We start from the raw sequence: 26,413 nt of genomic DNA, 5'->3' as shown, positions 1-26,413 counted from the left end.
CAGCCAGGTCAGCGCGGCGCGCGCCGTCGCCGTCCGGCCTTGTACGGACATCTGGCGCGCCGTCGACTGCCGTCGGCGCGGCCTGCGAGGGTTTGACGGCACGCCTGTCCCCCCAGCCTCGGCACCGACCATGCCGTGTCGCTGCGGCTGACCCCGGCGGCGCCCACACCGATCTGAGAGGACTGGAGCCACACATGCGACGACACAGACTTGCCCATGTACTCGTGCTGATGCTCACCGCCGCAACAGCACTGTTGACCACCGTCACCCCGGCGCAAGCCGCCCCCGCATCCGGCTACCCCAACGCGCTCGTCGAATACATGGCCTCGACCAGGACAGAGCCGTACCTCGCCATCAACGGCCAGGACACGTACTGGGGCTACGCGCTGCGTCAGGCGCCCAACAGCACCGCCCGGCAGACCGTCGCGGTCGGCTGCTGGTGGGACGGGGACTGGGCGACCGGCAACTATTCGACGAACCGATGGTTCGATGTCCTGGTCTGGGAGTCCTACGACGGCTACAGCGTGCCGAGATGGCTCTTCGTCCACGCCTCGTACGTGTACAACCAGCCGTCCGTTCCCCGCTGCGTGTCGTCTCCCACTGGCATCTGGCTGCCGTAGTCCGGCCGGAGGGTGACGTGGCCGCGCGCAGCGTCACCCTCCGGTGTACCGGCAATCTCGCGATGAGCCAGTGCTCAGCAGGGTTTCCGAAACGGTGTCGCCGGCAGATACTGCTGCCACTCCGGCAGCGTTATCGTGTCGCCCACGGCGCCGCAGAGGGCCGCACGGGCCCCCGGGTCGGTCACCTGCCACAGCCACACCTGAGCTTCGCCGGTACCGGCGGCAACCATGCGCCCGTCGGGACTGAACGCGACCGTGAAGACGGCACCGTGCGCGGCCAGGGTCGCGGCTCGGGTGAACGTATCGCCGCGGCCGCGGGTCCACAGCCGGACAGTCCCGTCGGTGCTCCCGGCGGCCAATGTCCGGCCATCGGGGCTGAACGCCACCGCGTAGACATAGTTCGTGGGCCCGGTCAGCGCGCTCCCGACGGCACGCGGCCGGGCCGGATCGCGGGCGTCGAAGAGGCGCACCGTCTTGTCGGCGCTGCCGATCGCGATCGTGCCGCCGTCAGGGCTGAACGCGAGGGCGTACGCGTAGGTGCCGGACACTGTGGTGACGCTGTCGAGGTGCACCGGGCCGGCGCCGCGGACATCCCACAGGTACAGCTGACGGTCGGCACTCGCCGCACCCAGCAGTTCCCCGGACGGGCTGAATGCCAGATTGAGCACCAGGTTCGTCGGCTGTTCGAGCGTCGCTCGCAATCGGGGCGCATCGGGGCGCGCTACATCCCACAGCCATACTCTGTGGTCATCGCCGCCGATCGCGAGCTGCCGCTCGTCGGGGCTGAACGCGACTGCCTCGATCTGCTCGGTCGGGCCGGTCAGCAAGCCGAACCGGCGCGGAGCGGCCGGGTCATGGGTGTCCCACAGCGTGGTGCTGCCGTCGGCGGCGCCGGCCGCCAGCAGACGCCCTGACCGGCTGACGGCCGACGACCCCGACAGCCCATCCGCGTGCAACGGCGGCCCGGCGGAGCGGGGGTGGGCGGAGTCGTGCGTGTCCCACAGGGTGACCTCGCCGGCCCCGGCGGTCGTCGACTCCGCGTTGACGGCCAGCCGGCCGGTGGTGTCGAACATGACGGTGAACACCTGGTTGCTGGTCGGCCCGATCACCGCGCCGGGCAGCGCCCAGGTCCGAGCGTATCCGTCCGCGGCCGCGGTGAGCACCATGTCGGGCCCGAGGTAGGCCAGATCTGTCACGGGGCCCGGGTGCGGCAGGTTCCTGACCTCCCGGCCGCCCGCCACAGTCCAGAAGCGGGCCGACCCGTCCGCGCTTGTCGCGGCGATCAGGGCACCGTCGGGGCTGAACCTGACCGCGTTGGCGAAGCTGGTGAAGCCGCGCAGGGTCACGAGCGCTCGTCCCGGCGGCCACAGGTAGACGGCCCGGTCGCTCGACGCGACCGCCACCGCACCTGTGGCCGCATCGGCAGCAATGCCGTTCACCTGCCCCGTGGGGCCCGTCAGGTCGAGACCGTCGACGGCGGTCGCGTCGGCCCGCCAGACCCGCACCGTGTGTTCGGGTGTGCCGGCCAGCAGCCGGCCATCTGCTGCGTACATGACGGCGTGGACATCGCCGGCCGGATTCGCCGGCAGATCGGCCAGCACCTCCGGGTGCGCCGGGTCGCCGATGCTCCAACGGCGCAGCCCTCGGCCGGCCGTCGCGGCGACAAGCGTGCGGCCGTCGGGGCTCAGCGCAAGGCTGAAGACGGTAGCCGCGTCCACCGGTATGGTCGCGAGCCGCTGGAGGGCCGCGCCGAGCCGCCACAGGGTCACTACACCGGCCTTGCCGCCCACCGCGAGCAGCCGCCCGTCATGGCTGGCGGCGAGCGTGAAGATACTGCCGTCAAGTGCCGTTGCCGAGGCGCCGGCGGTCAGCGCGCCGCCCGCTGTGACGTGCCACAGCCGGATGCCGCCGACGTTGTCGCCGGTGACCACGAGCCTTGCGGCCGGCTCGGTGGTCACGGCCACGGTGCCCTGCGAGGCGCGGAACCGGGCTACGGCCGGGTCGGCGGTCAGGCCGTACAGCGTCGAGCGCGCCTCGGGAGTGGGACTGACCCGGTACGCCGCGAGGGCCAGTTGCCGGGCGAGCGCCGGGTCGGTGGCCCGCAACCGGTCGGCGTCGCCTGCCACCTGCCGCGACACGGCCGTGTCGCGCACATCGTCGGCTATTCGACGCTGCCCGAACGCGAACACGGCGGAGGCCGCCGAGATCACCAGCAGGATTGCCATCGCTACGAGCAGACGGGCCTGCACACGGGCGCGGCGGTGGGCAGTGCGCCGCTCGGCGGCGTCGAGGGCGACGCTCGCGTCCAGGAACGCGCGCTCCGTGCGGTTCAGGTCGGCCGCTCTGGCCGGGTTCGCCGACCACTCGCGGGCCATCTCCAGGTTGGTTCCCCGCAGCAGGCCATCGCCGGTGCGGCCGGTGTCGTGCCATGAACGCGCCGCGTCACGCAGCCGGTGGTACACGCGCAGACCTGCTCGATCGGCCTCGATCCACTCGCACAGCCGCGGCCACGCCTGCACGAGTGCCTCGTGGGTGATGCGCACGCCGTTGGCATCGCTGGTGACCAGGCGGGCCTCGATGAACCGGTCGAGGACGGCGTCACGCGCCTCGTCGTCAGGATCTACACCGGTGCGCAGATCGTCGAGGTGGACCTGGCGGCGGGTCTCGGCCATGCCCTCGGGGGCGTGGACGAGCTGGACGAACAGCCGGCGGGCCAGTCGCTGGTGCAGCGGGTCGAGCTTGGCGAAAACCTCCTCTGCGCTCTGCGCGACGGCCCCGCGAAGCCCGCCGCTGTCGCGGTAGTCGGCGATCGTCAGGCGGCGGCGGTGGCCGCGCAGCCATGCGGTCCGCAGGACATGGGACAGCAGTGGCAGGGTTCCCGTCTCCGCCGGAACCAGGTCGCGCATTATCAGCTCGACCAGGCCTTCTTCGATGTCCACCTGAGCCCGTTTCGCCGGCTCGGTGATCACTCGCCGCAGCTGTGGCTCGGTCAGCGGGCCGACCAGCACCTGAGCGTGCTGCAGCGCCGCGACGAGTGCCGGGCGGGCCGCGGCGTGGGCGTAGAAGTCGGCGCGCATACCGAGCACGACCTTCATGTCGGCGGCCGCCTCGGTCAGTGCGGTGATGAGCGCGTCGCCGTCGGCGGCGGCGTCGGTGAAGACCTCTTCGAACTGGTCGACCACGACGACCGCAGGCTTGCCGGCCAGTACCGCGGCCACCTCGGCCGGCGGTACGGCGCTCGGCGTGAGCAGCACCGTTGCGGGTGGCGAAGGCATGTCGGTGAGCGACGCCAGCAGGCCGGCGCGCAGCAGCGAGGACTTGCCCGAACCCGACGCTCCGACGACGAACAGCAGTCCGGTGCCGGCAACGACCCGCTCGACAAGTGTGTGCGTCAGGTCCTCACGGCCGAAGAACCAGTCACGGTCGGCGATCTGGTAGCTCTCCAGTCCGCGAAACGGCGCCGGCGCGTCGACCGGGCGCGGTCCGGGTGCGCGCCTCGCCCGGCCGACCGCAGCCACCCAGCGATCGAGATCGTCCGCCCGGTCCACGCCGCACGCCCGCAGCACCCGGACCAGCACCTCGGTCTGGCCGCTGCTGGGTAGGTGCCGGCCGCTGCAGTAGCCGCCGACTGTGGAGTGCCGCAGACCGGTTGCCTCGGCCAGGTCGCGGATCGTCAGCCCGGCCGCTTCCCGCATGCGGGTCAGCGCTTCGGCGAACTCGGCGCGCGTGTGAATGTGGTCCGGATCGTCACTCGTCGCTGCGTTCATCACGACGAATCCTGACGGATGACACTGTTCGGAATCAACCACTTACATCCAGTAACGCTCGTCAAGCATCGCTGCAATGCGCAGTGTCAGCCCGCGGATCAGTCCGATCACGGCAGCGCAGCCCGGCCGACTGCGGCCGCGTCGGCAGCATTGACACCTACCACTAGGTCCTTTACCGTCGCCACCACTCGGATCGAAATATCGAATTACGTTCGAGATTTCGAACAACATACGGGAGGCGCTCGTGGAGGACAGCCCGTTGTGGTCCCGGCGTGGTTTTCTGGGGATGGGCGTGGGGCTGCTCGGCGCGGCCGGCCTGGCCGCGTGCGGGGACACGTCCACGCCGGCCCCGGCCGCGCCGGCTGAGGTGCCGAAGGAGCTGATCGACGCTGCGGCGTCCATGAAGGGCTCCGCGCTCGGGATGCTGTCGCAGAAGTTGTACTCGGAAGCCGCGAACAAGGCCCTGGACGCCTCGGTGAAGAAGTTCGCCGACGCCACCGGCACGAAGATTGAGAACAGTCTCGTGCAGGCCGACGCCGGTGACGTGGTCGCGAAAATCGACGCCGAGGTCAAGGGTGGCGTGGCCCGGGATCTGGCGTTCATGACCGACTCGCGGTTCGTCGCGCAGTTCCAGGCGCTCGGTGACCTCGAGGACGTCAGTGATGTGGTGAAGGCGCTGACGGCCAAGTACGGCGAGCCGACGGCCGAGTCGAAGAACTACTGCGTGTTCGACGGGAAGTGGTACGCCATTCCCTATCACTTCATCGGCATCGGTTCGTTCCTGCGCAAGGACTGGATGAAGGACAAGGGCATCACGCCGAAGGACTCCTACAGCTGGGAGGAGCTGCGGGACCTGTGCCTGGCGATCTCCGATCCGGGCAAGCGCCGGTTCGGGTGGGGCATGACGGTGAACCGGTCCGGTGACGCCAACGGCATGATCGAGGCGCTGATCAACGCCTACGGCGGGTCGATCGCCTCCAACGACGGCCGGAAGGTCACGTTCAACTCGCCGGAGACCGTGCAGGCGGTGGCGTTCCTCGGCGACATCTACACCAACCCGAAGTACAAGGCGATGCTCCCGCCCGGCGTCGCCGCCTGGACCGACTCCAGCAACAACGAGAACTGGCTGGCCGGCATCCTCGGCTACACCCGCAACCAGTTCAGCGTCTACGCCGACTCCAAGACGAAGAAGAACCCCGTCTACGACAACACCCACGTCTTCGCCGACTGCACCGGCCCGGCGACCGAGCAGCCGCTACTGCTCGGGCAGTCCCAGGGCTTCGTCGTGTTCAAGAGCGCCAAGAACGCCGCCCTCGCGAAGCTGCTGGCCCAGTACCTGGTCAGTGCGCCGGCGCTGCTCGGGGTGGCGAAGGAGGCGCCGGGCCTGGCCCTGCCCGCGTGGGAGAAGGTGTGGGACGCCGACCCGTTCTTCACCTCCGGTGACCCCGCGTTCCCGATCATGCGCAAGATCACGCAGCTGTCGCTGCCGCTGAAGACGAAGAACGGCCTGGAGTTCCCGCAGAAGGCCAGCGCCGGGCAGCAGGCGACCAACAGCGCCTACGTCCTCACGGACATGATGCAGCAGGTCGTCCAGGGCACGCCGGCCGCGCAGGCCGTGCAGGCGGCCCACCAGAAGATGGTGCAGATCTTCAACCAGCAGGGGCAGCCGCAGTGACGTCGGTGCGCCCCGCGCCGGCCCCGGCGACACTGGCGGAGCCGCCGGGGCCCGGTTCTCGTACCACGACCCAGCGCCGGCTGGGCCGCGACTGGCGCCTCGCCGCGCTGTTCCTGGCCCCCACGGCGCTGCTGGTCGGCGCGCTCGTGCTCGTCCCGATCGCCCGCTCGGTCATCACCAGCCTGACCGAGCGGCACGGATCGCAGAGCGTCTTCGTCGGCCTCGACAACTACACCGCCCTCGCCGGCGACGCGCAGTTCCACACCGGCGTCGTCAACTCGTTCGTCTTCACCGCCTACGCCGAGGTGTTCAAGGTGATCCTCGGCCTCGGCGCGGCCCTGCTGCTGCACCACCGCCGCCGCGGCCGGGCCGTCCTCGCCGGGCTGCTCCTGCTGCCGTGGGTGGTGCCCACGGTGGTGACCGCGTTCAGCTGGCGCTCCCTGCTCGACCCGATCTTCGGCAGCGTCAACACCCTGCTCACCGGCTCCGGGATCGGGCCGCTGCTGGCCTCGCTGCACCTCGTCGACGAGTGGCCCGCCGGCTGGCTGTCCGATCCGGCCCTCGCGATGCCGTCGGTCATCCTCGTCAACGTGTGGAAAGGCGTGCCGTTCTTCACGATCGCGTTCCTCGCCGGGCTCAAGTCGATCCCCGCCGATCGGCACGAGGCGGCGACCGTCGACGGCGCCACCCCCTGGCAGCGCTTCATCCACGTGACGCTGCCCGGGCTGCGCCACGTCATCACCGTGACCGTGACCCTGTCGTCGATCTGGACGTTCAACAACTTCGACCTGATCTGGCTGCTCACCCAGGGCGGCCCCGGCGACGCCACCACCCCGTACGTGCTCGTCGCCTACTCCAAAGCGATCCTGCAGCTGCAGTACGGCGCGGGCGCCGCGGTCACCCTCGTCATGCTGCCCGTCATCGGCGCCGTCGTGTACTTCCTGGTCCGCAAGCTGCGCCAGGAGGAAGACACCGAGCCGTCACGCCCACCCGGCCCGATCCGCAAGGCCCTGCCGTGGATCCTCGCCGCCGTTGTCACCGGCCTGCTGGCCTGGGCGTCACCGCACATCTTCTGGAAGGCCGCCGTCGTCCTGCTGCTCGGGGCCGCGGTCGTGCGCCTCGTCTCGCTGCTGCCGAAGGGCATCGGCTCCGCGCTCGGCCTGGCCGGGCTGCTGCTGTTCGTCCTCGCGCCGCTCTACTGGATCTTCGTCACGGCGTTCAAGTCCGAGAACCAGATCGTCATCCGCGACCACGACCTGTGGCCGACGCCCTGGACACTGCAGCAGTTCGGGGATCTGTTCACGACCAAACCCTTCGGCCAGTGGTACGTCAACACGCTTGTCGTCTCCGCCGCGTCCACGCTCGTCGCGCTGGTGTGCGCCGCCCTCGCCGGCTACGCCCTGGCCCGGCTGAAGTTCCGCGGCGCGCAGAGCTTCACCGTCACCGTCCTGCTCACCTACGTCATGCCGGGCGCGCTGCTGTTCATCCCGCTCTACCAGCTGCTCATCGGGTTCCGGCTCACCGACTCCCTGTGGTCGCTGATCGTCACCTACCCCACGTTCACGCTGCCGTTCGCGACGTGGCTGCTGACCGGCTACTTCTCGTCGATCCCGGTCGAGCTCGAGGAGGCCGCCCTCGTCGACGGCTGCACCCGCCTGCAGGCCCTGCGCCGGGTGGTGCTGCCGCTGGCCCGGCCGGGTCTGCTCGCCGTCGGCATGTTCACGCTCACCAACGCCTGGAACGAGTTCCTCTTCGCGCTGGTCTTCATCACCAAGGACGAGTACAAGACGCTCCCGGTCGGGATGCAGTCGATGATCGTCGGTGACGTCGTGCCCCAGGGCCAGCTGGCCGCGGCGTCGCTGCTCGTGAGCATCCCGGTGGTCATCATGTACGCGTTCGGGCAGCGATACCTGACGGAGGGCCTCACCGCGGGCGCGGTCAAAGGCTGACCCACGGGGACGGGCGGGCCGGTCTTGACGCGGGTCGATACAGTGGCGGCCGGTGTGCCGGGAAGTCTGGTCGGCGAAGTGCGCTAGCCCTTCGACGACAGGAGCCCGCCCGTGCTCACCGCCCTGCTCGCCATCGTGACCGGCCTCGTGCTGCTCACCGCCGGCGCCGACCAGCTCGTCGTCGGCTCGGGCCGGCTGGCCCGCCGCTACGGCGTCTCCTCGATCGTCGTCGGTGTCGTCATCATCGGGATCGGGACCAGCGCCCCGGAGTTCGTGGTGTCCGCGATCGCGTCCTACCGCGGTGACGCCGGCCTCGCCGTGGGCAACCTGGCCGGCTCGAACATCATCAACCTGACGCTGGTCCTCGGCGTGGCCGGGTTGATCGCCCCGGTCGCGGTCCGCTCGTCGGTGCTCCGCCGGGAGGCGCCGCTGGCCGTCGCCGCCGTCGTGCTGTTCGCCGTCGCCGCCTACGCCGGCCTCGGGCGGGTCGCCGGTGCGCTCCTCGCCGTGGCCGCCGCCGGTGCGCTGGTGCTGGTCCTGCGCAACGCCCGGGTGCAGGCCGGTGACCCGATGCCGGGCGAGGTCGCCGCGTTCCTGGCCGCCGAGCCGCCGGCGGTGCGGACCGGCCGGGAGGCGGTCCGCACCCTGCTCGGGCTCGGCGCCACGCTCGGCGGGGCCCAACTGCTGACGGTCGGCGGTTCGACGGTCGCCGCCCGCCTCGGCGTCGCACCGGCCGTGATCGGGCTCACCGTCGTGGCGCTTGGCACGTCGCTGCCGGAGCTGTTCACCACCGTCCAGGCCCAGCGCCGCGGCGACGGCGACCTGCTCGTCGGCAACCTGCTGGGCAGCAACCTGTTCAACAGCGTCGCCGGTGGCGCCCTGGTCGGCCTGGCCGGGCGGGGCGAGCCGGCCAGGCTGGGCTACCCGGTGCTGGCCGCGATGGTCGCCGTGGCGCTGCTGTCCTGGCTGGTGCTGTACCGGGGGTACCGGGTCACCCGGGTCGAGGCCGGGCTGCTGCTTGTCGCCTACGCGATGACCCTGCCCCTGATCGCCTGACCCCGCGTGACCCGGCCGGGCTCGGAGGTTCCGCGGCGCGGCTGTTACGTTGGAGCGAAATCTTGGTCGGGTACGAGAACGGGCGGGTCGGCAGTGCAGGGGTCAGAGGCGGCAGTCACACGAGATCGCGCCGCGGAGGGCCGGTCACCGATCGCCACCCAGGCGGCCCGGCGGCGGACGTTCGCCGTCATCAGCCATCCCGACGCCGGCAAGTCCACGCTCACGGAGGCGCTCGCCCTGCACGCCCGGGCGATCGGCGAGGCCGGGGCGGTCCACGGCAAAGCCGGACGATCCGCGACCGTGTCCGACTGGATGGCGATGGAGCGCGAGCGCGGGATCTCGATCAGCTCCACCGTCCTGCAGTTCGAATACCGCGACACCGTCATCAACCTGCTCGACACGCCCGGCCACGCCGACTTCTCCGAGGACACCTACCGGGTCCTGACCGCCGTCGACTGCGCCGTCATGCTCCTCGACGCGGCCAAGGGCCTGGAGCCGCAGACGCTGAAGCTGTTCGAGGTGTGCCGGGCCCGCCGGGTGCCGGTCGTGACGTTCATCAACAAATGGGACCGGCCCGGCATCGAGCCCCTGGCCCTGCTCGACGAGATCGAACGGCGCATCGGGCTGCAGTGCACGCCGCTGACCTGGCCCGTCGGCCCCGGCGGCGAGTTCCACGGCGTCATCGACCGGCAGGCCGGCGAGATGGTGCGCTTCGAGCGCAGCGGCGGCGGGTCCGGCGCCGCGATCGAGGAGCACCTCACCCCGGACGAGGCCGCGGCCCGCTTCGGCGGCGACTGGGTCCGGGCCACCGAGGAGCTGGAGCTGCTCGGCCTCACCGGCGCCGACTACGACCGGGACACGTTCCTGGGCGCCACCACCACACCTGTCATGTTCGGCGCGGCGGTGGCGAACTTCGGGGTCCGGCAGCTGCTCGACGTGCTCGTCGACCACGCCCCGGCCCCGGCGCCCCGCCCGGACACCGAGGGCCGGGAGCGGGCCCTCGACACCCCGTTCTCCGGGTTCGTGTTCAAGATCCAGGCGAACATGAACCGGGCCCACCGCGACCAGATCGCGTTCGTGCGGGTCTGCTCAGGCCGGTTCGAGCGCGGGATGGTCGTCAACCACGCCGCGACCGGCAAGCCGTTCGCCACGAAGTACGCACACCAGGTCTTCGGCCGGGAACGCGAGACCGTCGACGAGGCGTTCCCCGGCGACGTCATCGGCCTGGTCAACGCCCACGCCCTCGGCATCGGCGACACCCTGCACGCCGGGCCGCCGCCGGTCAGCTACCCGCCGCTGCCGTCGTTCGCCCCCGAGCACTTCGCGGTCGTGCGGGCCACCGACTCGTCGAAGTTCAAGCGATTCCGCCGCGGCATCGAGCAGCTCGACGCCGAGGGTGTCGTGCAGGTCCTGCGCTCCAACCGCCGCGGCGACCAGGCGCCGGTGCTGGCCGCGGTCGGGCCGATGCAGTTCGAGGTGGCCACGCACCGCCTCGACGTCGAGTTCGGGGTGCCGACCGCGATCGAGCACCTGCCGTATCGGCTGGCCCGGCGCACCGACGCCGAGGGTGAGCAGATGCTGCGGACCGCCGTCGGCGTCGAGGTGCTGGTCCGGGCCCGCGACGACACCCGGCTGGCGCTGTTCCTGGACCAGTGGCGGCTGCGCTCGGTCACCAACGACCACCCGAAGCTCCTGGTCGCCCCGCTGCTGGCCGGCGAGTCGGCGTAACGTCCACGACTGCGGGAACCGCGCCGGTGGTGCACCGTGGACGGCAGCGCACACACGGGTGCGCGACCCGCAGGTGAGGACCGGGCCGTTGAAGGACGTTCGCGTCATGCACATCGGAGGACCGACCGCGCTCATCGAGGTGGGCGGCTGGCGGATCCTCACCGATCCGACGTTCGACCCGCCCGGGCGGCGGTACTCGTTCGGGTGGGGTACCGGCTCCCGCAAGCGGACGGGCCCGGCCCGGCGGGCCGATGACCTCGGCCCGATCGACGCGGTGCTGCTCAGCCACGACCATCACGCCGACAACCTCGACGAGGCCGGCCGCGCGGTGCTGGCCGGGGTGCCGGTGCTGCTGACCACCCGGGCCGGTGCCCGCCGTCTGGCCGGGGCGACCGCCGACGTGCGCGGCCTGCGCCCGTGGCAGGAGTCGGTGCTGCGGGCGCCCGGCCGGGCGCCGATCACGGTGACGGCTACGCCGTGCCGGCACGGTCCGCCGCTGAGCCGGCCGATCGTCGGCCCGGTCGTCGGCTTCGCGCTGCAGTGGCCCGGCCAGGAGCACGGCGTGCTGTGGATGACCGGCGACACCGTCCTGGCCCCGGCGCTGCGGGAGGTGCCGCGCCGGCTGACCGTCGACACGGTCCTGCTGCACCTGGGCGGGGTCCGGTTCCCGCTGACCGGCCCGATCCGGTACAGCCTGACCGGGCGGCGGGCGGTCGAGCTGTGCGCACTCGTCCGGCCCCGGACGATCATCCCGGTGCACTACGAGGGCTGGGAGCACTTCCGCGAGGGCCGGGCCGAGGTCGAGCGGGCGTTCGCCGCCGCGCCGGACGGCCTCGGCGACCGGCTGCACTGGCTGCCCCTGCCCGCCGGCGAGTGAGGCAGCCGGCCCGCATCCCGCCCGGCACCGTCCAGGGCGGCCGCTCCCCCGGTACGCACGACGCGACACTGCCGCGCATCAACCGTTCGACGCGGACCATCGAGCAGCGTGTCAGGAGCCGTCAGCCTCTGCGCATGACCTCGAGGAAGTCGGTCACCTCGGCCCGCATCAGCTCGGCCAGCCGGGCGAGCCCGTCGCCGGGGCCGCCGGCCGCGTCGCCGTCGACCGCGACGGCGATGCCGTGCACGGTCGCGGCCATCTCCCGCACCGTGGCCACCACGCCGTCGGCGCCCTCGGCGGCCCGTTCCGAGGTGGCTCGGACCTGCTCGACCTGCCCGCCGATCGTCCCTGTCGCATCGGCCGTCTGCCCGGCGAGCTGCTTGACCTCCGAGGCCACCACCCCGAAGCCGCGGCCGGCCGCACCGGCCCGGGCGGCCTCGATGGTCGCGTTGAGCGCGAGCAGCCTGGTCTGCCGGGCGATGGCCGTGATGACGCCGACGACGTCGTGGATCGCCACGGCGCTGTCCTGCATTGCCGACATGCCGGCCCGGGCGTCGTCGGCCTGCCCGACCGCGGCGGCCGCGGACGCCGCAAGTCCGGCGGCGGCCGCGCCGAGCTCCGTGGCGGCGGCCGCGACGTGCTCGGCGACCGCCATGACCCGCGTCTCGAAGGCGTCGGCGAGCTCCAGCCGGCGGCGGTTCGCGGCGGCGACCTGGTCGGCCTGCGCGGACATCGCCTCGCGGCCGCGGTCGATCGCCGCGGCCGCCGCGCCGAAGATGCCCGGCATGCCACCGGTGAGGAACCGGCGGTAGTACCGCCCGTCGCTGGCCGCCTGCAGCACCGCCGCCGACTCGCGCACGTAGGCGTCGGTGCGGTCGATCATCCGGTTCAGCTCGTGCCGCAGGCGGATCGTGTCGTCGTGCTCGGACATCCCGGCGACGTCCTGGACCCGTGCCTCGAAGTCACCGGAGGCCACCGCGGTGCACACCCGCATCAGCTCCGCCAGGACCGCGGTGGAGATGGCCACGGTACGGTCGCCGGGCTCGGCCGTCTTCCGGCGGCCCATCATGCTGCCCGGTCCGAGCTCAGGGACCACACGAACGCGTCGTAGTCGCCGTCCGCCGCCCGGGTCAGCGCCGCAGCGGATGCCGCAAGCCCGGCGTCCGCACTGCGCTCGCCCTGCTCGGTGGCGCGCAGCTGCTCGTACAGGGGCCGGATGCGGTGCAGCGCGGCCGGTGCCGGCACCCGCCGGTTGGAGTGGTACCCGCACACGCGACCCGAGGCGTCCCGGCTCGGCGTGACGTGGGCCAGGACCCAGTACTCCGCGCCGTCGGCCGCAAGGTTCAGCACGTAGGCGAAGATCTCCGTTCCCGCGCCGAGGGAGTCCCAGAGCAGCTTGAACACGCAGCGGGGCATGTCCGGGTGCCGGACGATGTTGTGCGGCTTGCCCAGGACGTCGTGCTCGCCGAGCGCGGAGACGCGCAGGAAGACGTCGTTGGCGTACGAAATCCGTCCCTGCAGGTCGGTCTTGGTCACGATCACCTCGTCGAGGCCGAACGTGCGGACCTGACCGCTCGGCATCACTGCGGCGCTTCGCATTGCGTTCCCCCGATTCCACGTGGTTTGCCGGCCGGCGGCCGGTCAGGTCCTTGCGATCCGACCGAGGGCACTTTCAGGTGCCGCCGGTCGTCAATCGGTCGTCGCCCCCCGCCGGTTGAGTCACGCAACGTCCCGACCTTGCGGGCCGAAGGTCCCGAACCGGGCACTCGCGGGTGGAACCGACCGGATCGGGACCTTCGACCCCCCACATCGGGCCCACCGGCACTTTCACTCGGGGCAACTGATCCATGACGCTCAGTAGCGGTCATAGCGCATGGAGGCCACTGATGACGACGTACGAACCGAACCGGCTCGACCTGCTCGCCGAAGCGGTCATCCCCACCGCGACGACACCTCGCCAACTGCTCGATGCCGGCGTGCACTGGCTCCTGCACGAGGACGCGGCCGAGCTGTGGCTGAGCCGGCCCGGCCGGGCGGACGGCACCAGCCGGCTCACGATGCTCGCCGGTGGCTTCGCGGTGCACCACGCATCCGCCGTGCTGCGCTGCAGCGGCTACGAGCCACGGGTCGAATGCGGCCACCGCTTCGACCGCAGCGAACCGCTTGCCGTCCTGCGGCGCGGCGACCCCGGACCGATGGACTGGTCGCTCTACCGGGCGATCTACCGGTCCGGCACTCCGACCCGGCTCCGCGTTGTGCCGAGCTCGATGATCGAGCAGCTCCGGGAGGCGGCGCGCGGCTGCGATGCTGTCGCCCACCCACTGCCGGGTCGCAGTCCGCACCCGTCGCCGGGCGAGTCGCCGGGCGCCGAACGGCTCGTCCTGTGCGCACGGGCAAACCGGCCCGACGCGTGGTTCGCCACCGGTCAGGCACTGTCGCAGCTGCGCATCCGAGCTGCCCTGGCCGGCTTCAGTGCGCAGATCGCCGAACTGCTGCCCGACCGGCGGCGCTTCGGCAAGGACTTCACGGCCGACGAGCAGGACATCCCGGCGGCGACCCTGCGCATCGTTGCGGCGTCGCGGAGCCATGCGGCGGGAGACTGACCAGGTCGGGCGCAGCGCCCCGGCCCAGCGTTGCGGCAGAGCCACGCCGTGGACTGCCGGCCCGATGTGACAGACGGGGCTCTCGCTAGATCATTTTCCGGCCTGACACAAGGGCCGAAGGACACCAGTTGGTCCGGTCGCCCGGCCCTATGAGCGGGCCCGGCAGGCCGGTTAGGTTTCGTCAAGGCTGGTCGAACGCCACGTGGCGCGGCGACCGGCCGTTCGTGGTTGACCGTGGCGTGCGCACATCGCGTGTCGAGTTGGCGTGGAGACGGCCGCAGCTGCCGGCCGGGAGGGACGGCACGCTCGATGCTCATCACGGTACGTCAGGACGCCGGCCGTACAGTGATCGCGGTGGCCGGCGAGATCGACATCGCTACCGCCCCGCAGCTGCAGGACGCGGCGTACCAAGCGCTGCTCGACGGGGCATCCAGCCTGGTCATCGACCTTACCGATACCGGCTTCATCGACTCGTCGGGGCTGCGGGTCATGGTCAATGTGCTGAAACGGGTAGCTGCCGTCCCCGCCCGGTCGCTCCACGTCGTCCGCCCGGCCCCGCCGGTGATGAAGGTCTTCGAGCTGACGCGCCTCGACTCCACATTCTCCATGATTGATTCGGTGTCGGCCCTTCCCCCGGTCCAGGCGGAGGATCGCGAGCGCAGAGCCTGATCGCGGCGGCTGGCGGCGACCGGCTGGGCCGGGTCAGGCGACGACGGACTCGATGGTGTGCACGATGCTCTCCACAGTGGACGGCGAGAAGCAGGCGGTGTCGACGTCGAGGATCAGGCGGACGGCGCCCGGGACGTCGTCGGCGTGCAGGAAGAGCGGCTCGGTCGGGCCCGGCGGCTCGCTCCACGTCAGGACGCTCGACGAGGGTTCGGCGCCGAACGCGGTGGTGGTGACCGTGCGGCGGTCGTTGAAGCACGGTGTGGCCAGGGCCGGGACGGCGTACGGGTCGTAGTAGGCGTGTTTGCGGGCGGGCAGCGCGGCCCGGGCGACGGCGGTGACGGCGCCGGGAAAGTCCGGTGGGACGTCGACGACGCACAGGCCGAGCTGGGTGATGGGGCTGACCACATCGGACAGTCCGCTGCGGAACCGGTTGCTGACGACCTGGCGTACGCCGAGCGTGGTCGCGCCGGTCGCGCGGGACAGGGCGACGAAGTAGGCGGCGAGCAGGACGGTGGACTGGTCGGTGCCGGAGCGGGCGGCGGCCTGCGGCAGGTGGGCGGCGAGCGCCGGGGACTCGAGGACGCACTTGCGGTACCGCGGCAGGGTGTTGGGATTGGAGAATTGTGGCAGGCCCTCGGCGCGGCGGTCCCAGTGCCGGCTGGCGCCGGCATGTTGACGGACGCCCGCCGGGGACGCCTGCCACGCGGCGATCTGCAGTGGGTCGAGGCCGGCGATGGGGGTCGTGACGCGGCGGGTGGCCTCGTCGACCATGACGGCGGCGCCGAGTCCGTCGGTGACGATGTGGGGCATGACGGCGACGAGACGCAGGGGTGTGTCGCGGTCGCAGACGACGGCCATCCGCATGGGCCAGTCGGCGGTCAGGTCGGGTGGGGTGGCGCGGTAGCCGGCCTCCACGGCGGCGGCGACCTCGTCCGGGTCCGAACCTTCAGCGGCGACGACGTCGAGGGTGGCCACGCCGGAGGCGAAGACCTCCTGTGCCGTGAAGCCGGGCCGCAGGCGGGTGCGGAAGGACTGCCAGCGTTGCATGGTGTACCGCAGCTCCGCCGCCACGTCCGCGATGGTCGTGCCGGGTGCGACCGGCCGGTGCCCGCCCATCGGCAGCCAGGAGTCCTCGCGCCGCATCGCCTGCACCATCGCGCGCTGACCCCAGGTGAGCTCGGCGACCCCGGCGTCGGGTGCGGCGAACGGAACCTCGACGCGCGTCACGGTCATCCGGCTCGGAACAGTCATGCGGCTCAGGATCGGCACGAAACCCGGCAGCGGCAAGACTTGACTATCCGGCCGGACGGACCAGCCCGGACTCGTACGCGAGGACGACCGCCTGGACCCGGTCGCGCAGACCGAGCTTGGCCAGCAGATTCGACACGTGCGTCTTCACCGTGTGCTCCGTGACGAACAGGGCGGCGGCGATCTCGGCGTTGGACTGGCCGCGGGCGACCTCGCGCAGAATGTCGCGTTCGCGGGGTGTGAGGGCGTCGAGGCGGCGGTCGGGGGCGGCCGGAGCCGAGCGCTGGCGCAGGACGTCGGCGATGAGGCGGCGGGTCACGGCCGGGGCGAGCAGGGAGGTGCCGGCGGCGACGGTGCGCACGGCCGAGACGAGGGCGGTGCGGTGCATGTCCTTGAGGAGGAAGCCGCTGGCCCCGGCCTGCAGGGCGTCGTAGACGTACTCGTCGAGGTCGAACGTGGTCAGCACGAGCACCCGGGCCGGTGTCGCCGCGCAGATCTCCCGGGTCGCCGCGATCCCGTCCATCACGGGCATGCGGACATCCATGAGTACCACATCCGGCATTTCGGTCATTGTGGTGTGTACTGCCTGCCGCCCGTCGGACGCCTCACCGACGACGGCGATGTCCGGCTGCGAGCCGAGGATCATGCACAGCCCGCCGCGGACCAGGTCCTGATCGTCGGCGACGACGACACGCAGGGTCACTGCCGGCCACCGATCGGCAGGGTTGCGGCCACCTCGAAGCCGGGCCCGTCGTCGCCGCGCGGCCCGGTGCGCAGGGTGCCGCCGGCGGCCTGGACCCGCTCCAGCATGCCGGACAGGCCGTGCCCGTAGACCGCTGTCCCGCCCCGGCCATCGTCGCGGACGGTGATCTCGACGGCCCGGTCGCCGCCGTGCAGGGTCACGAGGACCCGCTGGGCGCCGGCGTGCTTGACCACGTTGGTGAGCGCCTCCTGTACGACCCGGAACGCCGTCGCGCCCGTCTCCTCCGGCAGCGCCAGCACCGGCCCCCGTTCGAGGCGCACGTCGAGGCCGGTGCGGCGGGCCCGTTCGACGAGCGACGGTATGGCGTCGAGCCCGGCGGCCTCGGGGGCCTGCTCCCGCAAGACGCCGAGTGCGTGCCGCAGCTGCACGAGCGCCTCCCGGCCGGTCTCGGCGATGGCGTCGAAGGCGGCCTCGGCCCGGTCCTGGTCCGATCGCACCACCGACGCGCCGCCCTCGGCCTGCACGACCATGAGCCCGACCGAGTGGGCGAGGACGTCGTGCATGTCGCGGGCGATCCGGGCCCGCTCGTTCGTCGCCGCGGCCGCCTGCTCCTCGGTGAGGCGGCGGGTGCGCTCCTCCAGGAACGCGATGCGGTCACGGCGGCCCCGCACCCCGGCGCCGAGGGCGTAGGCGGTGACGAACATCAGACCGACGTACCCGAAGGAGGGCGGGTTTTCCTGCGGCACGACCAGGGAGAACACGACGCCGGCAGTGGTGGCCGCGATCGACGCGACCCGCCAGCGCGGCGTGGCCAGCTCGGCCCAGGTGTAGGTGGCGACGAGCTGCCCGTACGGCATGTCGGGCAGCAGGTGCAGCACCGACAGCCAGGTCGTGCCGATGCCGATCAGCGACGCGACAACGATCGGCGCCTGCCGCCGCCAGATCAGCGGCAGCGACGCCAGCAGCCCCAGCGCCAGGGTGCGCCAGTCGAACGGCAGATACCACAGCGGCGGGAACGTCGTCGCGGCGGCCACGGCCACGGCGATGAGCAGGTCGACGGCCCTCACACGCATGCCGTCATTCTGTACCGGCCGGCCGGGGAAGAGCCTCCCTCTCAAGAGCCAGATCGCTGCTTGGGTACCGTCACAGGCATGGCACGCAAAATCGCGACGAACGACACCGTCGACCGGGCCGCGCTCGTCGAATTCCTCAGCACCCGACACCACGGCATCGTTATCACCACCCGCACCGACGGCCGCCCGCAGGCGTCGCCGGTGAGCTGCGGCGTCGACACCGAGGGCCGCATCGTCATCTCGACGTATCCGGAGCGCGCCAAGGCCGCCAACCTGCGCCGCGACCCACGGGTGTCGGTGCTGGTCCTGTCCGACGAGTGGAACGACGCCTGGGTGCAGGTCGACGGCACCGCCGAGGTCCTCGACATGCCCGAGGCCCTCGAGCCCCTCGTCGAGTACTTCCGGTGCATCTCCGGTGAGCACCCGGACTGGGACGAGTACCGCCAGGCCATGCGCGACCAGAACAAATCGCTGATCCGCGTCACCATCGAGCGCTGGGGTCCGGTGGCGACCGGCGGCTTCCCGGCCCGCCTGGCCTGACGTCCGGCTGCTGAGGGCTCGGCGGCTGGCCGCATCGCGGTCTGCCGCCCAGGCACACCACGTGCGCGCCCAGCGGGGTGGCGTCACGGACCATTGATGATCTTCGCCTTTTCGGTGGCGAACTCGGCGTCGGTCAGTGCGCCCCGGTCGTGGAGGTCGGCCAGCTTCGCCAGGCGGTCGACTGAATCGGCCGGCGCGATGGCGGGGTCGGGCCGTGCTCCTCGCTCGGGAGGCTCGCCGGACGGACGGGGCTCACGCGCCGGGCCGGCGGCGGACCGCAGCGGCCGGCGCCAGGTGGTGAGCCCGGCCGCCGGCCCCGCTGTCGCCGGCGAGGACGACCGGCGGCGTGGCCGCACCACGACGAACCAGAGGGTGTACGCGACGATGACCAGGCCCAGGCCGACCAGCGGCACGAACCGGCCAGGCAGGGGCGGCCCGTGCCCGAACCACAGTTGGGGGTTGACGCCGACGCGGTCGAAGCTGCCCTGCACCGTCACCCGGTAGGACCCGTCTTGCGGGATGTGCACCGTCCACGCCTGCCGTTGGGTGTTGACCGAGTTGTCGTCGGCGTTGCTGCTTGTCGCGTCGATCCGAGTCACGGCCGGTTGTCCGCTCGTGGTGTCCAGCGGGGTCAGGGTCAGCGCCAGGTCAGGCGGGAACGGCAGATCCGGCGTCGCGTTGCCCCGGCCCGGCAGGGCGATCGCCACGCTCACCCGGACGGAGCCGGCCGGCAGATGAAGCACAGTGTTGCCGGGAATGGGGACTCGGCCGTACTGGTTGTCCTCGCCCCAGACGATGTTCGACGAGCCGAGAATGCCGACCGGTATGCACGCGACCATGAACGCGACGCCGAACAGCACAATGTTGATCATCCAGCGTCCGAGCCGGGACGTACTGCGCCGGGTCATCTGGTGCCCACCCGGCACTCGGGCGCACGCCGATGCGCCGGATCCCCGGCCCGCCCCGCGGACCGGCAATCCACCGGAGCCTTCACGCCGCCACCTCGTTTCCACAGATCGCGCTGCCGGCCGCGGGCAAATCGGGCTGCAGCCTCGGCGACCAGGGCCGCAACTCCCGCTCCGAACGGCTCTCGATGGAGCTTGGGCATGGGTACCTCCGCCGATCCGACCCGCGGCTGCGTGGTCTGTGCGTCATCCGGCCGCTCGGCCGGAATCGCCGAGCAGGACGGTGTGCTTTTTGGCAGTGAACTCCTCCGCGGACAGCAGGCCCGACGCCCTCAGGTCGGCCAGCTGCTGGATCAGAGCAACCCGGCCGCCAGACCCGGCGGGATCGCGCGCGAGCCGATCGAACTCGGCCCGCGTCAGCGCCTCGTCGCCGAGCAGCCGGTGCAGTTGCTGCATCCAGGCCGTGCGGTCGCCGGCGACCGTGGCCTCGGTGGTCTGCGCTTCCGGGCCGCCGGGCGGCTTGCGCCGCAGCTTGAGCAGGCTGGGGATCCAGATGCCGACGCCGAGGGGGAGGAACACCGCGGCCATGATGTAGGCGGCGAGCTCCGCGCCGGGGCCGAGGTCCGGCTGTGTGAGGACCAGGTACAGCAGGGCGAAGCCGCCGCCGGCGAACAGCGCGCTCCACACGATCTGCCCGGCGCCGGGTTTGACCAGCCCCTGCTTGCTCACGAACAGGCCGATGAACCACAGGAACAGGCCGATGGGCAGAAGCACGCCCCAGATCCCGGAGCCCTGCGGGCACTCGCGAGCGATCACGTGGGGGCCGCCCGTCCCGCAGGTGCCGACGTCGAGAAGGTGGTAGATCCCGCTTGCCAGCAGAGCGACGCCGCCGAGGCCGATCATCAGGCTCAGCACTTCCCGCACGCTGATCTTCAATTCGGCCTCCGATCGCGAGATACCGCACAGCGTGCCACCGACATCGGTAGCGTCCTGTCCAGGAGCCGACTGAGGCGCCAAGGGATTCGTGCACCGGGTCATTGCTGCGGCCAAGCCGCGGAGGCACGCCTATGTCGCCTCGTAGACGTCCGGGACGCCGTCGTGGTCGGCGTCGACCGTTTCCGCTTCGTGCAGCCGCCGGTAGGTACGGTTCCGCAGCCGCAGCAGGACCGCGGCGAGAAGTCCGGCGAGCAGCGATCCGCTGAGCACCGCGATCTTGGCGTAGCCTTCCCGGTCGTTGCCGGGCCCGAACGACAGCTCGCCGATGAGCAGGGACACGGTGAAGCCGATGCCGCCGAGCAGCCCGACACCGACGACGTCGGCCCAGTTCAGTCCCTCGTCGAGGCGCGCCTTGGTGAACCGGGCGACCAGCCAGGTGCCGCCGACGATCCCGATGACCTTGCCGGCGACGAGCCCGACGATGATGCCGATCGCGACCCGGTCGGTCCAGGCGTCGACGAGTCCGGACAGCCCGCCGATGGTCACGCCGGCGGACAGCAGTGCGAACACCGGCACGGCCAGCCCGGCCGACAGCGGGCGGAAGCGGTGCTCGAAGTGCTCCGCCAGCCCCGGTCCAGCGTCGGGGCCGCCGGCCCGTTCACTGCGCAGCACGGGCACGGCGAAGCCGAGCAGGACACCGGCGACGGTCGCGTGAATGCCGGAGGCGTGGACCAGCGCCCAGGTGACGGCGGCCAGCGGCAGCAGGATCCACCACGACCGGACCCGGCGCTGGACCAGGACCGTGAACGCGCCCAGCGGCACCACCGCAGCCAGCAGTGGCAGGACGGCCAGGCTGGTGGTGTAGAACACGGCGATGATCGCGATCGCGATGAGGTCATCGACGACGGCGAGGGTGAGCAGGAACGTGCGCAGCGCGGTCGGCAGGTGCCGGCCGATCACCGCCAGGACGGCAAGGGCGAACGCGATGTCGGTCGCGGTCGGGATCGCCCAGCCCCGCACTGCGTCGGCCCCGGCGCCTGCGGCGATCGCGGTGTACAACAACCCGGGGACGATGACACCGCCGACCGCGGCGGCGATGGGCACCGCAGCGCGGCGCGCGTCGCGCAGATCGCCGGCGACGAACTCGCGTTTGAGCTCGAGGCCCGCGACGAAGAAGAAGATCGCCAGCAGGCCGTCGGCGGCCCACGCCGCGATCGACAGGTCCAGGTGCAGACCCGCCGGGCCGACGCGGTAGCCGCGGACCGTGTCGTATGAAGCCGACCATGGCGAGTTCGCCCAGATCATGGCGACGACCGCGGCGGCCAGCAGCAGCGCGCCGCCGATGGTCTCGGTACGCAGGACGTCCCCGATACGGCGGGCTTCGAGCCAGGAGCCGCGACCGAACACGGTGAACCGGCTGGGTGAGGTGGCGTTCACGAGTGTCCTCCAGGCAGCATCGTCCGACTGCCGACCAGACTTCCCGGCGCACCACCACCCACCCTAGCTCGTCCCCGGCGGTTTCAGCCGCGCAGAGCGCGGTACTGGCCGGTCAGCCGGCGACACCTGACTCCCTCCCGCGGCCGCCGTTCGGGCACCGCCCCAGAGGCAGTAGCGCTCCCATCCGGCTTCAGGGTGGTGCTGGGGTACAACCCGCATCCGGGGGCCCGGCGAGGAGGTTCGGCCCGTCCCCCACCAGAACCGGCCGACGCGCACGATCGGCGGCACGGTTCGGCGTGAACGTCATCCGATCCAGAGGCGGGTCACGCTGTCGACGTGCGGCGCGGCGACCTGGACCCCCTCACCCGCGAACATCTCCAGCTCTTCGACGAACCCGCCGAGGATGTGCAGCACGACGCGAACATCGTCGCCGGATGCCGCTATGGCGAAGTAGTCGTCGCGTCCGGTGGCGCTCAGCCGCGCAACCACGGTCGCGGGGACCGGCGGTCCATCGCTGCGCAGGCCTACCGATGCGCAGCCACAGCGGCAGGTCGATACGACACGCACCGTCGTGACCTGCTCGACGAGGTCGGCGACAGCAGCGAACTCCACCAGGCGAATCACCAGGGCACGCTCCGCTTCGGTGAGCGACCTTGGTTGCGGTAGTTCGACGAGTACTGGGCCCGGCTCCGTCACCACAGCACGGTAGCGCCAGGCTCGTCATGGGCAGCACCGATATGTTGGCCGAGCTGGTTGACTGCGCGGGCGGATCAGCGCCCGGTGATGATCAGATAGGCGATGGTGCCGATGAAGCCGACCACCGCAAGGGCGAAGAGCACCCCGATGACTGTGAACACCCCGGCGGCGAAGCGGCCGGCGGCTGTGCGGGGCCGATAGTCTGTGTTCACCGGGTACGGGTGGCCATTGTCGCGGAAGCGCCGCGACGATTCGTGGTGCTGGCGCGCGGCGTGCTGATGGGCCTGTTGAGCGTGCTGGGCGGCCTGGTTGTGGGCGCGTTGAGCGGCTTGCTGGTGGGCCTGCTGCCACGGTTGCATGATCTGTTCCTCCGATCGGTTCCTTCCTGACAGAGCACCGGGCAGCCGAGAAAATACAACCGGCCTCGCCGAAGTGCAGTCCGAAGCGGGACGCCGGGCGTCAGCGGCGCACGCCATGGAGGGCACCTCGCGGCATTTGCGTGCGCCTGACGGGGTCACCTCGGCATAGGCCAGACTTTCGTTCATGACCAACGGAGCCCAGGTGTCCGGGGAAGAACTGCTGCCGAGCGCCGCCGCCGGTCGCGAAGTGCTCGTGCTGCCCGCTCTTCCAGTCGCCTGTCGGGCCGGCCGACTGCCGCGCCGCGGTGGGTGCCGTGATCGACGGGCTCACGCGAATTTCAGGCCGCTCCGCAGACGGCCTTGAGCTGGTCGAGCGCGGCGTCGAGGCCGGCGGTGCTGGGCTTCTGCTGCGGATTCTTCGCCCACTCGTCGGCGATCGCCCCCATGGCGTCGGCGACCTTCTTGGCGGCGTCGTTGACCTGCGCGCTGGTGTTGAACGCGTGCGAGTAGAGCACGGCGGCACCGGCGGAGTACTGGGCGCTGACCGCGTTGTAACCGGCCGGCGGCCCGATCTTCTCGGCATCGGCGACCTTGGCCAGGGTGCTTCGCACGTCGCCGTTGACGGTGGCACAGGCCGCCTTGGTGTCGTCGGCGGCGGCGCTGCTCTCGGCCTTGGCGCTGGCGGAGCTCGTCGTCGCCGTCGTGGTCGTGGTCGTGGCCTGGCCCTCCGGCTGGGCACTGGAGGCGCCGCCACTGCAGCCGGACGCGAGGATGGCCACCCCGGCGAGGACGCCGAGGAGGGCGGATTTGGTGTTGCGCATCGGGGCTTCACTTCCGGGTTCGATGGTGAGACTTCGGTTCCGGTGCCTGGCAGCGGGATCGAAGCACGGAGATGGCTCCATGCGAGCGCCTATCCTGCCATGCGCCGCCCGCCGCTGCGTCCCGTGAGCCGGGCTCCCGCCCCACCCTGTTGACCGCGGCCACTACCTGCCCCGTTGCGGCCCGCCTCAGTGCGAGCCATTGGCCGCCGCCCAGCAGCGCACGCTCTGTCCGTCGACCGCGTACCAAGATCCGCACTGCGCCAGCGCCAAATGAGTGCGTCGGGCAGGATCAGCAGCATGGCCATTGACGAAGCGATGCAGGCGGTAATGACAGCGGCGCGAGCACGATCGGCGGCTCTCGTGGTCGGTGACCGGCGCCAGCTGGCGGCCCTGTTGCATCCGCAGCTGCGGTGAACCACGTACCGAGGAGTCGTTCTCGATCGCGAGGGCTACCTGGCCGGCAACGTTGGCGGCGGTCTGGTGTGGGTCGATCAGATGCTGGAGGACATCGATGTACAGATCGTTGGAGACGCGGTCGCAGTGCTGACAGCACTCGTCGTGGACGTGGTGAGCCGCGACGGCACGCAGGAAACCTACCGTCTGCGGTTGACCCAGACCTGGGTGAACTCGGCGACCGGTTGGCAATGCCTGTCGGGGCATGCGGGACCAGAAGTGGATTGACCGGACGACCTGCGGCGAACGAACCGCAGCCGTGAACGGATGCACAATTCGTCGGGTCCAGGTCGGAGGATCGCAGCCTGGGCACGAGTTCGGGTGCTGGGGTCGGATTCGATCGACGGCGGCTCAATCGACGGGTTCCGGGAGATGACCGGCGGGTTGCATCTCCACCTGGTGGAGGTATGAGGATCGTTGGCGCGGATCACAGGGCGCTGTACTCGATCGGGACCTGGCTCGGCGGACCGGTCTGCCGGTCCGCACGATCAGGTTCTACTCCGATGCCGGCGTTCTACCGCCCGCACATCGTAGTTCCGCCAACCATCGCCGCTACGACCCGGCCGCAGCGCCCGCCTGGACCTCATCCGCACATTGCGTGAACTCGGGGTCGACCTGGCCAGTATCAACCGGGTGCTCGCCGACGAGCTCACCGTGGCACACGCCGCAGCCGCCCATGCCGAGGCGCTCGACGTGCAGATCCGCGTGCTCCGGCTGCGCCGGGCGGTCCTGCGGGCAGTGGCGAAACGTAACTCCAGTCCTGAGGAGATGGAACTCATGCACCGCATCGTGCAACAGTCCGAGGCCGAACGTCACCGGCTCATCCACGACTTCATCGACAGCACGTTCGGCGCCGTCGACGCCAACCCGGGGCTGGTGGAGCTGCTGCGTGCGGCGGTGCCGGACCTGCCTGACGATCCCACCGCCGAGCACGTCGAAGCCTGATCGAGCCGGCGGAGCTGTTGCAGGACCCTGGCTTCAGAGCCAGCGTCCGACGGATGGCCGAATTCCAGGCCGCCGAACGCGCCGACGGCGACCAGACCTGGCTGCACGGCGAACTGACCAGGCATGTCATCGACCGGGTCGCAGCCGCGATCGCTAATGGGATCAAACCCGCGTCGGCAACGGCGGCACCCCGAGCCATAACCGATGGACGCTGGTCGGCGATCACGTATCAGTTCCGGTCCGGGTCCAGATCGTACTGGGCCATGCAGGCGCGAACGGCTCCAACGCCGCCCACTGCGCGTCGGTCAGGTCATGACGCCTCGCAACCGCTACGCTCGGCACGAGGTCTCCGGTCTGGTATTCGGTTTTGCTTGGTCGCTAAACCACCTACCGGAGACCTCCTCAGTTATCGATCACGGCCACGCCGGAACATCAACGCCTTACGAAACACGGCCTAACGCCGACCCGCCCCGCGGACCGATCGCGCCCCGGTCCGCCGCGCCCGGCGGCGCAGGATCACCAATCGGTTCGCGATGACCATTTCGGCGTGCAGGGCGATCCACAGGCAGATCGCCGCGAGCGGCAGCTCGACCAGGATCGCCAGCGCGATGGACAACAGCAAACCGTAGCCGAGCGGCGTGGTCATCACGTCGAACCACGCGTCCACCAGCAGCATCGTGGCCGCCGCGGTCGCCGCGAGCGCGACCCAGGGCCGACCGCGCCACCCCATATACCCGGTCAGCGCGAGCACCGCGACCAGCGCCGTATCGAAACCCACCCAAACCCCGCGATAGTGTGCGAAGGTGGCATGTCTCGGCAATGTGACCGCCAGAAAGGCCACCCACGGTACCGTGGCCAGCGCTAGCAACGCGAAGACCGGCCCCACCCACCCGGGCACGGTCTTGACCGACGTCACATCACCGTCCACCGCGGACGTGAACTCCCCGACCGGCTCCTGCATTCCTGCATTATCAAGGCTTGAGCAAGCATCACTTGCCGAGAAAGCGAGACCGGGGACTCGGGTGCAGACCCATCGCCGCATCCATCGGCCGAAGCCGGCGAGCCAACCATCACCCTCCGCAGCGATCGGATCGCGGCAGATGCGGAAACCAAGAGCGCTTGCCAGGCGCCTCACCGGTGGCAGGGTATGGACCGCTGAATTTGCCTAGTCGCGGCAAGAGGGGCGGGCGTGCAGCCACCAGTGGTCGACCTGGCGGGACACCCAGGCCGTCAGGCTGGGCTCCTCGGCCCGAACTTTTCGCGAAGCTTGGCAAGATGCTGCGGCGCGTCTATCCACTCTTCGACGAAGCCGCAGTTCAGGCATACATAGCGAGCGACCGGGACAGGCGTTGT

The 26,413-nt window shown here is 71.1% G+C and carries 24 protein-coding genes and 1 pseudogene; 13 read left to right on the top strand and 12 right to left on the bottom strand.

Translation table 11 applies throughout. The features are described from left to right. Positions 1-194: 194 nt before the first annotated feature. The gene (locus tag Dvina_RS17110; protein ID WP_223103468.1) at positions 195-620 is read left to right on the top strand and encodes a hypothetical protein; all 426 of its coding nucleotides are present in this window, start codon (positions 195-197) and stop codon (positions 618-620) included. 74 nt (positions 621-694) lie between these two features. Here Dvina_RS17110 and Dvina_RS17105 read toward each other — a convergent pair whose 3' ends face one another. Next, positions 695-4,387: an nSTAND1 domain-containing NTPase gene (locus Dvina_RS17105; RefSeq protein WP_223103467.1), complete on the bottom strand. Its 3,693-nt coding sequence runs from the start codon at positions 4,385-4,387 to the stop codon at positions 695-697. 286 nt (positions 4,388-4,673) lie between these two features. Here Dvina_RS17105 and Dvina_RS17100 point away from each other — a divergent pair, with 286 nt between their 5' ends. From Dvina_RS17100 to Dvina_RS17080, 5 genes are all read left to right on the top strand, one after another. Continuing rightward, the gene (locus Dvina_RS17100) at positions 4,674-6,062 is read left to right on the top strand and encodes an extracellular solute-binding protein (RefSeq protein ID WP_223103466.1); all 1,389 of its coding nucleotides are present in this window, start codon (positions 4,674-4,676) and stop codon (positions 6,060-6,062) included. Beyond that, positions 6,059-8,011 (top strand): ABC transporter permease, encoded by a 1,953-nt coding sequence (locus tag Dvina_RS17095; RefSeq protein ID WP_223103465.1) that lies wholly within the window; start codon positions 6,059-6,061, stop codon positions 8,009-8,011. The genes Dvina_RS17100 and Dvina_RS17095 overlap by 4 nt, the downstream gene beginning before the upstream one ends. 111 nt (positions 8,012-8,122) lie before the next feature. Continuing rightward, the gene (locus tag Dvina_RS17090) at positions 8,123-9,067 is read left to right on the top strand and encodes a sodium:calcium antiporter (RefSeq protein WP_223103464.1); all 945 of its coding nucleotides are present in this window, start codon (positions 8,123-8,125) and stop codon (positions 9,065-9,067) included. Between the two features lie 93 nt (positions 9,068-9,160). Continuing rightward, positions 9,161-10,795 (top strand): peptide chain release factor 3, encoded by a 1,635-nt coding sequence (locus Dvina_RS17085; protein ID WP_223103463.1) that lies wholly within the window; start codon positions 9,161-9,163, stop codon positions 10,793-10,795. 106 nt (positions 10,796-10,901) lie between these two features. Continuing rightward, positions 10,902-11,672, top strand: coding sequence for an MBL fold metallo-hydrolase (locus Dvina_RS17080; protein WP_223103462.1), 771 nt, complete (start codon positions 10,902-10,904; stop codon positions 11,670-11,672). A gap of 121 nt (positions 11,673-11,793) precedes the next feature. On the opposite strand, the gene Dvina_RS54270 is transcribed toward Dvina_RS17080, so the two are convergent. Both Dvina_RS54270 and Dvina_RS17070 read right to left on the bottom strand, forming a co-directional pair. Beyond that, positions 11,794-12,768, bottom strand: coding sequence for a methyl-accepting chemotaxis protein (locus Dvina_RS54270; RefSeq protein ID WP_246656267.1), 975 nt, complete (start codon positions 12,766-12,768; stop codon positions 11,794-11,796). After that, the gene (locus Dvina_RS17070) at positions 12,738-13,271 is read right to left on the bottom strand and encodes a PAS domain-containing protein (RefSeq protein WP_223103461.1); all 534 of its coding nucleotides are present in this window, start codon (positions 13,269-13,271) and stop codon (positions 12,738-12,740) included. Before Dvina_RS17070 ends, Dvina_RS54270 begins: the two co-directional genes overlap by 31 nt. Positions 13,272-13,558: 287 nt before the next feature. Between Dvina_RS17070 and Dvina_RS17065 the strand changes: the two genes are divergently transcribed. Together Dvina_RS17065 and Dvina_RS17060 are read left to right on the top strand one after the other, a co-directional pair. Next, positions 13,559-14,275, top strand: coding sequence for a hypothetical protein (locus tag Dvina_RS17065; protein WP_223103460.1), 717 nt, complete (start codon positions 13,559-13,561; stop codon positions 14,273-14,275). 354 nt (positions 14,276-14,629) lie between these two features. Further along, complete coding sequence (locus Dvina_RS17060; RefSeq protein ID WP_246656266.1) at positions 14,630-14,944, top strand: STAS domain-containing protein; 315 nt, start codon at positions 14,630-14,632, stop codon at positions 14,942-14,944. Between the two features lie 33 nt (positions 14,945-14,977). Here Dvina_RS17060 and Dvina_RS17055 read toward each other — a convergent pair whose 3' ends face one another. From Dvina_RS17055 to Dvina_RS17045, 3 genes are read right to left on the bottom strand one after another with little or no spacing between them, the layout of a single operon-like run. Next, the gene (locus Dvina_RS17055; protein ID WP_223103458.1) at positions 14,978-16,195 is read right to left on the bottom strand and encodes a condensation domain-containing protein; all 1,218 of its coding nucleotides are present in this window, start codon (positions 16,193-16,195) and stop codon (positions 14,978-14,980) included. A gap of 43 nt (positions 16,196-16,238) precedes the next feature. After that, complete coding sequence (locus Dvina_RS17050; protein ID WP_223103457.1) at positions 16,239-16,895, bottom strand: response regulator; 657 nt, start codon at positions 16,893-16,895, stop codon at positions 16,239-16,241. Beyond that, positions 16,892-17,968 (bottom strand): sensor histidine kinase, encoded by a 1,077-nt coding sequence (locus Dvina_RS17045; RefSeq protein WP_223103456.1) that lies wholly within the window; start codon positions 17,966-17,968, stop codon positions 16,892-16,894. Before Dvina_RS17045 ends, Dvina_RS17050 begins: the two co-directional genes overlap by 4 nt. 78 nt (positions 17,969-18,046) lie before the next feature. On the opposite strand from Dvina_RS17045, the gene Dvina_RS17040 reads away from it, so the two are divergent. Further along, positions 18,047-18,508: a PPOX class F420-dependent oxidoreductase gene (locus Dvina_RS17040; RefSeq protein ID WP_223103455.1), complete on the top strand. Its 462-nt coding sequence runs from the start codon at positions 18,047-18,049 to the stop codon at positions 18,506-18,508. Between the two features lie 83 nt (positions 18,509-18,591). Here Dvina_RS17040 and Dvina_RS17035 read toward each other — a convergent pair whose 3' ends face one another. The 4 genes from Dvina_RS17035 to Dvina_RS17020 all read right to left on the bottom strand — a co-directional run bounded on the left by Dvina_RS17035 (position 18,592) and on the right by Dvina_RS17020 (position 22,410). Beyond that, entirely contained in the window at positions 18,592-19,380 is a 789-nt protein-coding gene (locus Dvina_RS17035) for an SHOCT domain-containing protein (protein ID WP_223103454.1), read from the bottom strand. 279 nt (positions 19,381-19,659) lie between these two features. After that, on the bottom strand, positions 19,660-20,349 hold the full coding sequence (locus Dvina_RS17030) for an SHOCT domain-containing protein (protein ID WP_223103453.1): 690 nt from the start codon (positions 20,347-20,349) through the stop codon (positions 19,660-19,662). A 129-nt stretch (positions 20,350-20,478) separates the two neighbouring features. Beyond that, positions 20,479-21,756 carry a Na+/H+ antiporter NhaA gene (gene nhaA / locus Dvina_RS17025; RefSeq protein WP_246656544.1) on the bottom strand — a complete coding sequence of 426 codons (1,278 nt, stop codon included), beginning with the start codon at positions 21,754-21,756 and terminating at the stop codon, positions 20,479-20,481. Between the two features lie 333 nt (positions 21,757-22,089). Further along, entirely contained in the window at positions 22,090-22,410 is a 321-nt protein-coding gene (locus Dvina_RS17020) for a hypothetical protein (protein ID WP_223103451.1), read from the bottom strand. Between the two features lie 98 nt (positions 22,411-22,508). On the opposite strand from Dvina_RS17020, the gene Dvina_RS17015 reads away from it, so the two are divergent. Next, positions 22,509-22,871 carry a hypothetical protein gene (locus Dvina_RS17015; RefSeq protein ID WP_223103450.1) on the top strand — a complete coding sequence of 121 codons (363 nt, stop codon included), beginning with the start codon at positions 22,509-22,511 and terminating at the stop codon, positions 22,869-22,871. 308 nt (positions 22,872-23,179) lie between these two features. On the opposite strand, the gene Dvina_RS17010 is transcribed toward Dvina_RS17015, so the two are convergent. Then, the gene (locus Dvina_RS17010; protein ID WP_223103449.1) at positions 23,180-23,662 is read right to left on the bottom strand and encodes a hypothetical protein; all 483 of its coding nucleotides are present in this window, start codon (positions 23,660-23,662) and stop codon (positions 23,180-23,182) included. A gap of 480 nt (positions 23,663-24,142) precedes the next feature. On the opposite strand from Dvina_RS17010, the gene Dvina_RS17005 reads away from it, so the two are divergent. The 3 genes and pseudogenes from Dvina_RS17005 (at position 24,143) to Dvina_RS54265 (ending at position 25,060) form a co-directional block, all read left to right on the top strand. Continuing rightward, positions 24,143-24,343 carry a nuclear transport factor 2 family protein gene (locus Dvina_RS17005; RefSeq protein WP_246656265.1) on the top strand — a complete coding sequence of 67 codons (201 nt, stop codon included), beginning with the start codon at positions 24,143-24,145 and terminating at the stop codon, positions 24,341-24,343. Between the two features lie 160 nt (positions 24,344-24,503). Then, positions 24,504-24,629 (top strand): annotated as a pseudogene (locus Dvina_RS55725) (hypothetical protein); the annotation flags it as partial. Positions 24,630-24,748: 119 nt separating this feature from the next. After that, a complete protein-coding gene (locus tag Dvina_RS54265) occupies positions 24,749-25,060 on the top strand; it encodes a hypothetical protein (protein WP_246656264.1) in 312 nt (103 codons plus the stop codon). 454 nt (positions 25,061-25,514) lie between these two features. Here Dvina_RS54265 and Dvina_RS16995 read toward each other — a convergent pair whose 3' ends face one another. Beyond that, entirely contained in the window at positions 25,515-26,021 is a 507-nt protein-coding gene (locus Dvina_RS16995) for a hypothetical protein (protein ID WP_223103448.1), read from the bottom strand. Positions 26,022-26,413: the final 392 nt, after the last annotated feature.

Origin of the sequence: Dactylosporangium vinaceum (genome assembly GCF_019904175.1) — a bacterium.
Taxonomy (GTDB): domain Bacteria; phylum Actinomycetota; class Actinomycetes; order Mycobacteriales; family Micromonosporaceae; genus Dactylosporangium; species Dactylosporangium vinaceum.
Note: the sequence above shows the minus strand (reverse complement) of the source record. Positions and strands in the feature narration are given on the sequence as shown.